The sequence below is a fragment of the Streptomyces chilikensis genome (assembly GCF_001642695.1).
GTDB classification, from domain to species: Bacteria; Actinomycetota; Actinomycetes; order Streptomycetales; family Streptomycetaceae; genus Streptomyces; species Streptomyces chilikensis.
This window is the reverse complement of record NZ_LWCC02000005.1, coordinates 3,027,053-3,035,355: the sequence shown is the minus strand read 5'-3', so window position 1 is coordinate 3,035,355 and position 8,303 is coordinate 3,027,053. Positions and strand designations below refer to the sequence as shown.

5 protein-coding genes, 1 tRNA gene and 1 pseudogene are annotated in these 8,303 nt (G+C 73.9%); 2 read left to right on the top strand and 5 right to left on the bottom strand.

All coding sequences use genetic code 11. The features are described 5' to 3' along the window. Positions 1-197, bottom strand: a pseudogene (locus A2U95_RS13590) (peptidoglycan-binding protein); the annotation flags it as partial. 196 nt (positions 198-393) lie between these two features. Here A2U95_RS13590 and A2U95_RS13585 point away from each other — a divergent pair. Next, a tRNA-Lys gene (locus A2U95_RS13585) sits at positions 394-467 on the top strand. A gap of 374 nt (positions 468-841) precedes the next feature. Then, a complete protein-coding gene (glxA, locus tag A2U95_RS32685) occupies positions 842-4,705 on the top strand; it encodes a radical copper oxidase GlxA (protein WP_166022366.1) in 3,864 nt (1,287 codons plus the stop codon). Positions 4,706-4,782: 77 nt separating this feature from the next. Here the strand turns inward: glxA and A2U95_RS13575 are convergent, their stop codons facing one another. From A2U95_RS13575 to A2U95_RS13560, 4 genes are all read right to left on the bottom strand, one after another. Next, a complete protein-coding gene (locus tag A2U95_RS13575) occupies positions 4,783-5,811 on the bottom strand; it encodes a glycoside hydrolase family 6 protein (protein WP_166022365.1) in 1,029 nt (342 codons plus the stop codon). Positions 5,812-5,937: 126 nt separating this feature from the next. Further along, on the bottom strand, positions 5,938-6,588 hold the full coding sequence (locus A2U95_RS13570) for a class F sortase (RefSeq protein WP_166022364.1): 651 nt from the start codon (positions 6,586-6,588) through the stop codon (positions 5,938-5,940). After that, complete coding sequence (locus tag A2U95_RS13565) at positions 6,585-7,163, bottom strand: hypothetical protein (protein WP_166022363.1); 579 nt, start codon at positions 7,161-7,163, stop codon at positions 6,585-6,587. Before A2U95_RS13565 ends, A2U95_RS13570 begins: the two co-directional genes overlap by 4 nt. Before the next feature lie 167 nt (positions 7,164-7,330). Further along, positions 7,331-8,110: an HAD-IIA family hydrolase gene (locus A2U95_RS13560; RefSeq protein ID WP_166022362.1), complete on the bottom strand. Its 780-nt coding sequence runs from the start codon at positions 8,108-8,110 to the stop codon at positions 7,331-7,333. Positions 8,111-8,303: the final 193 nt, after the last annotated feature.

Sequence of the window (8,303 nt, the reverse complement as noted above, 5' to 3'; positions counted from 1 at the left end):
GGGGCGGCGGGGGCGGCGACCGCCGGGGCGGCGGTCACCGCCGTGGCGGCGGCCGCCGTGACCGTGACGACGCGGGCCGCGGCGGGATGCCGCGCGGAGCCCGCCGCACCGCCCGGCATCACCCGTCGCCAGTGCGCGCACCCGGCGCAGTCGCACGTTCCGGCGGGGTCGAACTCCTCGAAGGCCGGTTCCGTCATGCGATCTGCCTCACATTTCGTAGGGAAATGTCCGTGCTTCTACACGTTCGCCAGTCTCGCAACCCCGCGCGGATATCGCATGTTGACGACCCGAATGATGCACGCGGCCACCCCGCGGGACGAGCGGGGGACGGAAGGGGCAGGTGGGGCGGTCGGGAGCACCCCGTCCGGTGGGGTAGAGTTTCCTTGTCAGCAGGCGCCGCTAGCTCAGTTGGTTAGAGCAGCTGACTCTTAATCAGCGGGTCCGGGGTTCGAGTCCCTGGCGGCGCACGACGAGGCCCTCGCGAAAGCGGGGGCCTTTTGCTGTGCCTGCACACAGGGGAGCGCGGCCGCACCGGGGGGCGCACGGGCGCCCCAGTTGCCCCGCCCTCACCCCGGGCCACCCCATTGTGCTCGTATGACCGGTTACGACCGTGTTGCGCATCTTGCGATCATGCTCAAACCCGTAGAACCCTGGACACAAGTCGCCGCGGCAACGCGGCCCTTGGGGGGGAAGGCGCGGCGCCCGGTTGCCGCCGCGGCGGGGGTGGGGCCCCGCACCGACGCGGACGCCGGGGGGCGTCGCGGCAGCCGGTCGAGGGGGACCAGACGTAACGGGACGCGCGCCGCGGCATCGTCGCGGCGCGTGCGGGGGGATGAACTTCATGACGTCGACGCCGGCAGGCGCCGCGCAGGACTTCGGCGCGTCCACGACCACACCGCCGCGCGGAGCGGCGGACGCACCGCACCACGGGCCGGCGGCCGCCGGCCGGGCGCCGGTGACCGGCACGACCACCACCACCGGCGTCTTCCGCCGGCTGCGGCGGACCCTGCCGGTCTACGACTACGAGCACTACAGCCGGCTCGCCGGGCCGCTCACCCGCCCGGATCCCGAGCGGCCGTACACGGTCCGCTACCGTTCCCTGCTCTCGCAGGAACCGCACCGGATCCGCGTCGCCCTGATGCTGCTCGCCGCCCCGCTGCTGTCGCTGGGCCTGCTGGTCTGGCTGCTCCAGCCGTCGCACTGGACGGAGCGGGACCATCCGGCGCACGGCTTCCTGCCGGCGCTGGACCTCGTGATGCTGGTGTCGATCGGCCTGATCGAGCTGTTCCGCTGCGCCAGCGTGTTCTCCAACGCGCACGCCACCCTGGTCGCCCGGGACCCGGTGCCGGTGGTGCCGCAGGCGGGGACGCGGGTCGCCTTCCTCACCTCGTTCGTGCCCGGCAAGGAGCCGCTGGCGATGGTCGCGCGGACCCTGGAGGCGGCCGTGCGGATCCGCCACCGGGGCGTGATGCACGTCTGGCTGCTCGACGAGGGCGACGACCCGGAGGTCAAGGAGGTGTGCGCCCGGCTCGGCGTGCGCCACTTCTCCCGCAAGGGCGTCGCGCGGTGGAACCGGGCGAGGGGCCCGCACCGCGCGAGGACCAAGCACGGCAACTACAACGCCTGGCTGGACGCGCACGGCGACGCCTACGACTTCTTCGCCTCCGTCGACACCGACCACGTGCCGCTGCCGAACTACCTGGAGCGGATGCTCGGCTTCTTCCGCGACCCGGACGTCGGCTTCGTCATCGGGCCCCAGGTGTACGGCAACTACGACACCTTCGTCACCAAGGCCGCCGAGTCGCAGCAGTTCCTGTTCCACGCGCTGGTCCAGCGCGCCGGGAACCGGTACGGGGCGCCCATGTTCGTCGGCACCTCCAACGCGGTGCGGATCTCCGCGCTGCGGCAGATCGGCGGGCTGTACGACTCGATCACCGAGGACATGGCGACCGGTTTCGAGATCCACCGCCACCGCAACCCGGCCACCGGGCGCACGTGGCGGTCGGTCTACACCCCGGACGTGCTGGCGGTCGGCGAGGGCCCGACCTCCTGGACCGACTTCTTCACCCAGCAGCTGCGCTGGTCGCGGGGCACCTACGAGACGATCCTCACGCAGTACGGGAAGGGCTTCCGGTCGATGCCGCCGGGCAAGCTCTTCAACTACACGATGATGATCATCTTCTATCCGGTCTCCGCCCTGAACTGGATCCTCGCCGCGCTGAGCTGCGCGCTCTTCATGGGGCTGGGCGCGTCGGGCGTCGACATCGATCCGGTGGTCTGGCTGATGCTGTACGGCAACGCCTCCGCGCTGCAGATCGGGCTGTACGTGTGGAACCGGCGGCACAACGTCTCGCCGCACGAGCCGGAGGGGTCGGGCGGGGTCGCCGGCATGGTGATGTCCGCGCTGTCGGCGCCGGTGTACGCGCGGTCGCTGATGGACGCGGTGCTGCGGCGCGGGAGCCGGTTCGTGGTGACGCCGAAGGGCGCCTCGGCGAGTCCGGACACGCTGTTCGGGACGTTCCGGATCCACCTGTTCTTCATCACGGTCTTCGGCGGCGCGATCGGCGCGGGGTTCTGGCGGGGGCACGCGCATCCGGCGATGGTGGTCTGGGCCTCCCTGGCCCTGCTGATCACCGCGTCGCCGATCGTCGTGTGGCGCCTCACGCTCCGCGCGGAGCGCCGCCGCGACACGCGCGGGACGGCCACGGCCGCGGGGACGGCGCCCGCCGCCACCGCCTCCCGCGTCACCCCGCCGCACGGGACGCCCACCTGGCCCGCCGCCCGTCCGCCGGTCGCGGCGGGGGCCCACGCCCGGCCGATGCCGGCCCAGGTCCCGGCCCCGGCCGGGGGCCCCTGGCTCTACCGCTTCGGGTCCGAGAAGTACCACGCCTACGCGATCGACCGGCCCGGGTACAAGGCGGAGAACGGCCGCTGGGAGATCGTCGAGTTCCCGGAGGGGTACCGCCAGAACACCATCCACGCCGCACTGCTGCGCACCGGCAAGGTGCTGCTGGTCGCCGGCTCGGGCAACGACCGGCGGAACTCCGACGCCAGGCGGTTCGACACCCGGGTGTGGGACCCGGTGAAGGGCACGGTCGAGAAGGTCCCCACCCCGAGCGACCTCTTCTGCACCGGCCACACCCAGCTCGCCGACGGCAACCTGCTCATCGCCGGCGGCACCCGGCGCTACGAGAGGCTCGAGGGCGACGTCACCAGGGCCGGCGGCCTGATGGTGGTGCACAACGAGAACCCCGACAAGCCGGTGACCATCGCGGCGGGCACCCGCTTCACCGGCAGGGCGAACGGCAAGACCTTCGTCGCCCGGGACCCGGTCCTGGTTCCGCGCGCCAGGAAGAGGTTCGACCCGCGGACCGGCAGGTTCCTCGGCAACGACGCCGGCCTCGGCCGCGTCTACGTCGAGGCGGAGAGGCCCGGCGCCCGCCACGCGACCGGGGCCGAGGACAACTACCGCGTGCGGGGCCTGACGGGCGCCGACGCCCGCAACACCTACGGCATCGCCCAGAAGCTGGCCCTGGACAAGAAGGACTTCCAGGGGATCCGCGACGCCTACGAGTTCGACCCGGTGGCCGAGCGATACGTCAAGGTCGATCCGATGAGGGAGGCCCGCTGGTACCCGACGCTCACCACGCTCTCCGACGGGAGGGTCCTCGCCGTCTCGGGCCTGGACGAGGTGGGGCAGCTGGTGCCGGGCAAGAACGAGGTGTACGACCCGGCGACCGGGAAGTGGTCGTACACCGGCGAGGAGCGCCGGTTCCCCACCTATCCGGCGCTCTTCCCGACGCAGGACGGCAAGGTCTTCTACTCCGGCTCCAACGCCGGCTACGGCCCCGCCGACGTGGGCCGCGACCCCGGGGTGTGGGACGTGCGAACCGGCGAGTTCACCAGGATCCCCGGGATGAGCGACCCGGACCGGCTGGAGACCTCCGGCACCGTGCTGCTGCCGCCCGCGCAGGAGGAGAAGTACCTGGTGATCGGCGGCGGCGGGGTCGGCGAGTCGCGCGCGTCGACGAAGCGGACGCGGCTGGTCGACCTCACGGCGGACGAGCCGCGCTTCACCGACGGCCCGTCGCTCGGCCGCGGCACCCGCTACCCGCAGTCCTCGATCCTGCCGGACGACACGGTGCTGGTGTCCGGCGGCTCGGAGGACTACCGGGGGCGGTCGGGCTCCGACATCCTCGAGGCGCGCCTGTACGACCCGGACGAGAACGCCTTCCGCCGGGTCGCCGACCCGCTGGTGGGCCGGAACTACCACTCGGGGTCGGTCCTGCTGCCGGACGGGCGGGTGATGTTCTTCGGCTCCGACCCGCTCTTCGCGGACCGGGCCAACTCCAGGCCGGGCGTCTTCGAGCAGCGCATCGAGATCTACACGCCGCCCTACCTCCACCGGGGCGAGCCCCCGGTGGTGCGGGACGGGCCCGGCACCCTCCGCCGCGGGGGGTCGGGCACGTTCCGCTCCCCGGACGCCGGCCGCCTGGCGACGGCGCGGCTCATCCGCCCCAGCGCCTCCACGCACGTCACGGACGTGGACCAGCGGTCGATCGCCCTGGAGACGGAGAGGACGGCGGACGGGGTGAGGGTGACCGTGCCCGGGAACCGGAACCTGGTGCAGCCTGGCTGGTACATGCTGTTCTTCACCGACCGGGACGGGGTGCCCGCGAGGGCGCGGTGGGTGAAGGTGCCCTGAGCGCTCCGGCCACCCCGGGCGTCCTCGGGTGAGGGGGCGGTCCCGCGTCGCGGGACCGCCCCCTCACCTCCGGGTCGTCACTCCGAGGCCCGTGCCAGCGCCAGGGCGTACTCCGGCCACCACTGGCCGGCCTTCGGCCCGCCCTTGCAGGTGCCGTCGGACTCGCCGGGCCGCTTGGCCCACACGTAGGCGTCGACCAGCGGGTCCGCCGTCCGCGTCGTCGGCCGCTCGCCCAGCGCGCGGCCCGGCGGGTTGCACCAGCGTTCGCCCGGATCGCCCTCCCGGTAGGGGCCGTTGCCGTTGCGGCTGGTGTCGACGACGAAGTGCTTGCCGCCGGTCTTCGCGGAGAGCGACTTGCCGTAGGCGATGGAGTCGGCGGTGGAGTAGAAGTTGGAGACGTTGACCGCGAAGCCGTCGGCCTTCTCCACCCCGGCCCGCTTGAGCGGCTCCCAGATCTGCTCCGGCCGTCCCCAGCCCGCGTTGCCCGCGTCCAGGTAGACCTTGGTGTTCCTGAGCTCCTTCAGCCGCGTCACCGCCTCGTCGAGCAGCGCGTACCGCTCCTCGTGGAACTCGGCGGGCGTGCACCCGTCGACCAGGTGCAGCACGGCGTCGGGCTCGAGGACGACCGTCGCCGGGCGGTCGCCGATGCCGCGCGTCACGCCCTCCAGCCAGGCCCGGTAGGCGTCGCCGTCGGGGGCGCCGCCGCCGGAGTAGTTGCCGCAGTCGCGGTGCGGGATGTTGTAGAGGACCAGCAGCGCCCTGCGGTCGGCCCGCACCGCGGACTCGGTGAACGCGCGGGCCTCGCCCTCGGGGTTGGACGTGCCGATCCACTCGCCCACGGGCTGTTCCGCTATCCGCCGGATCGCCTCGGCCTCGTCCCGCCGGCCCTGCCGCTCGTAGGCCTGGACCTGTCTGGCGGCGCTGCCGTTCGGGTTGACCCAGAACGGCGCGCCCTTCCCGGCGTTCGCGCCCCGGGCCCGCTCCTCCTGCCGCTGCCGGTTCCCCTCCCCGTCGCCGGAGCACCCCACGGCCATGAGCAGCAGCGCCGTGCCGAGCGCCGCCGCGGTGAGCCGCCTCCCTGCTCCGGCTCGCCTGATGGCGTCCATCCGATTCCCCCCTGGTGTCCCCCCTGGGCGCACTGTCGTCCTCATTCTCAGTCCTGACATTTCAGTTGTCACCCACGCGAATGCAGCGGAGGGCACCAACACGGAAGTTTCGGATCATCGTCCGCCTCATCCGGTGAGATAGGCGGAGACCACCACATTGGCGGTGTACGCGCGCACCGCCTCGTCCCAGGCGCCGGCGCAGGTCACCAGCCGCAGTTCGGCGCGGCCGGGTCTGCGCGGCCCGTAGGCGAGGCGGGCGTCGAAGCCGTCGCGGTCCAGGGTCCGCACCTCCTCCACGGTGAAGCGGGCCGCCCGGCCGTCGGCGCGGTAGACGTGGACCGCGTCGCCGGGCCGCAGTTCGCCGAGCCGGTGGAAGACGGCCGCCCGGGTCCCGGTGTCCAGGTGACCGGCCAGCAGGGCCGGGCCGGCGGATCCCGGGGCGGGGCCGCGCTGCCACCAGCCGACCGCTCCCGCCATGTCCATGGGCGGTGTTCCCGGCGCACCGGACGGGTCGAGCGGCCGGGGCACGACGGGGGCGCTCAGCGCCAGCGACGGCACGTCGATCCGCCGAGGCGCGGCCGGGGGCAACGGCCGCCGGGCGGGCGGCAGGCGGACACCGGGCCCGGGCGCGGCGGACACCACCGGTGCCGTCCCGGCCGGCCGGCCGGAGGGCGGGGGCAGGTCGACGTCGGTGAGTTCCGCGGCCCAGGCCAGCGTGGCGCCGAACAGCGTCAGCCAGACCAGGGCGGGCAGCAGGCGTCCGCCGCGCGCCGTCACCGCTGCCTCGCACGTCGCCTCCGGGCGGTCCGGGGCACCAGCACCACGACGGCGGCGGCGACACCGGCCAGCACCACGCCGGTCACCGCCTGCGCGGCCCCGGGGGCGGCGTCCTCCGCCTCCTCCCGCGCCTCCTCGCGGGCCAGGCCGCCGCCTCCGGCCGGGACCGGGGCGGTCGGTGACGCGGCGGGAGGGGCGGCGCCGGTGCGGGCGTCGGCCACCCTCACCTCGGTGAACCGCTCGGGCACGCCGTCGCAGCGGATCCGGACCCGGTAGGCGCCCGGCCGGGCGCCGGAGCGGACGCGGGTCTCCCCGGTGAGCCTGCCGTCGGCGCCGGTACCGGTGAGCCTGGCCTCGGCCACGAAGGCGTCGGACGCGGCGGTGCCGGTGCGGCCGCCGCAGCGGCTCACCGTCACCCGTACGTCGGTGCCGGGGCGCGGCGCGGCCGGCGCCACGGCCACGGCCGGGGCGTCGTCCGCGTCCGCGGACGCGGTGAGGGGACCGCCGGTCGTCGGGGTGAGCGCGACGGCCACCGCGGCGCCCGCGCAGCCGAGCGTCGTACGTAGTGCACCCATTGCACCCATCACGAACCTCCCGTTACCAGGAGGCTCCCCCGGACCGCGCCGTCCCGCATCGGGACCGTGCCGGGCATGCCACGAACGAACGTGCGCGCGCCGCCCGTTCGGAGCAGCGCGCGCGTGTCGCCCGGTGCGGGCCGGGGGCGGGCCCCCGTCCCGGCGGGTCACACCAGGTCGACGATGTCCGCGATCGAGTTGACGACCTCGGAGGGGCGGAACGGGTAGTTCTCCACCTGGTCCTTGCCGGTCGAGCCGGTGAGGACCAGGTAGGTGCGCATCCCGGCCTCCATGCCGGCCAGCACATCGGTGTCCATCCGGTCGCCGATCATCGCGGAGCTCTCCGAGTGCGCGCCGAGCCGGTTGAGGCCGGTGCGCATCATCAGCGGGTTGGGCTTGCCGGCGAAGTACGGCTGCTTGCCGGTGGCACGGGTGATCAGGGCGGCCACCGAGCCGGTCGCGGGGAGCGGGCCCTCGGTGGAGGGGCCGGTCTCGTCGGGGTTGGTGGCGATGAACCGCGCGCCGCCGTTGATCAGGCGGACGGCCTTGGTCATCGCCTCGAACGAGTAGGTGCGGGTCTCGCCGAGGACGACATAGTCGGGGTCGTGGTCGGTGAGCACGTACCCGATGTCGTGCAGCGCGGTCGTCAGGCCCGCCTCGCCGATGGCGTAGGCGGTGCCGCCGGGGCGCTGGTCGTCGAGGAACTGGGCGGTCGCCAGCGCGGAGGTCCAGATGTTCTCCACCGGCACGTCCAGGCCCATCCGGCGGAGCCGGGCCTGGAGGTCGCGGGGCGTGTAGATGGAGTTGTTGGTCAGGACCAGGAAGGGGCGGTCCTTGTCCTTGAGGCGCTTGATGAACTCCTCGGCGCCGGGGATCGGGACGCCCTCGTGGATGAGTACGCCGTCCATGTCGGTCAGCCATGACTCGATGGGCTTCCGCTCGGACATCCACAGCCTCCTGAACCTCTACTGCCACCGGAGGCCCACCCTATGCGCCCCCACCGCCCCCGGCCCAGGGGCGGGCTCCCCCTGTTCCCGCCTTCCGCGCGGCCCTCACCTGCGGGTCCCCTCCGCGGGCGGCCGGACCGGCCCCGCGGACACCACGACGCGGCCTCGTCGCGTCCCCGCGGGCGATCGTGCC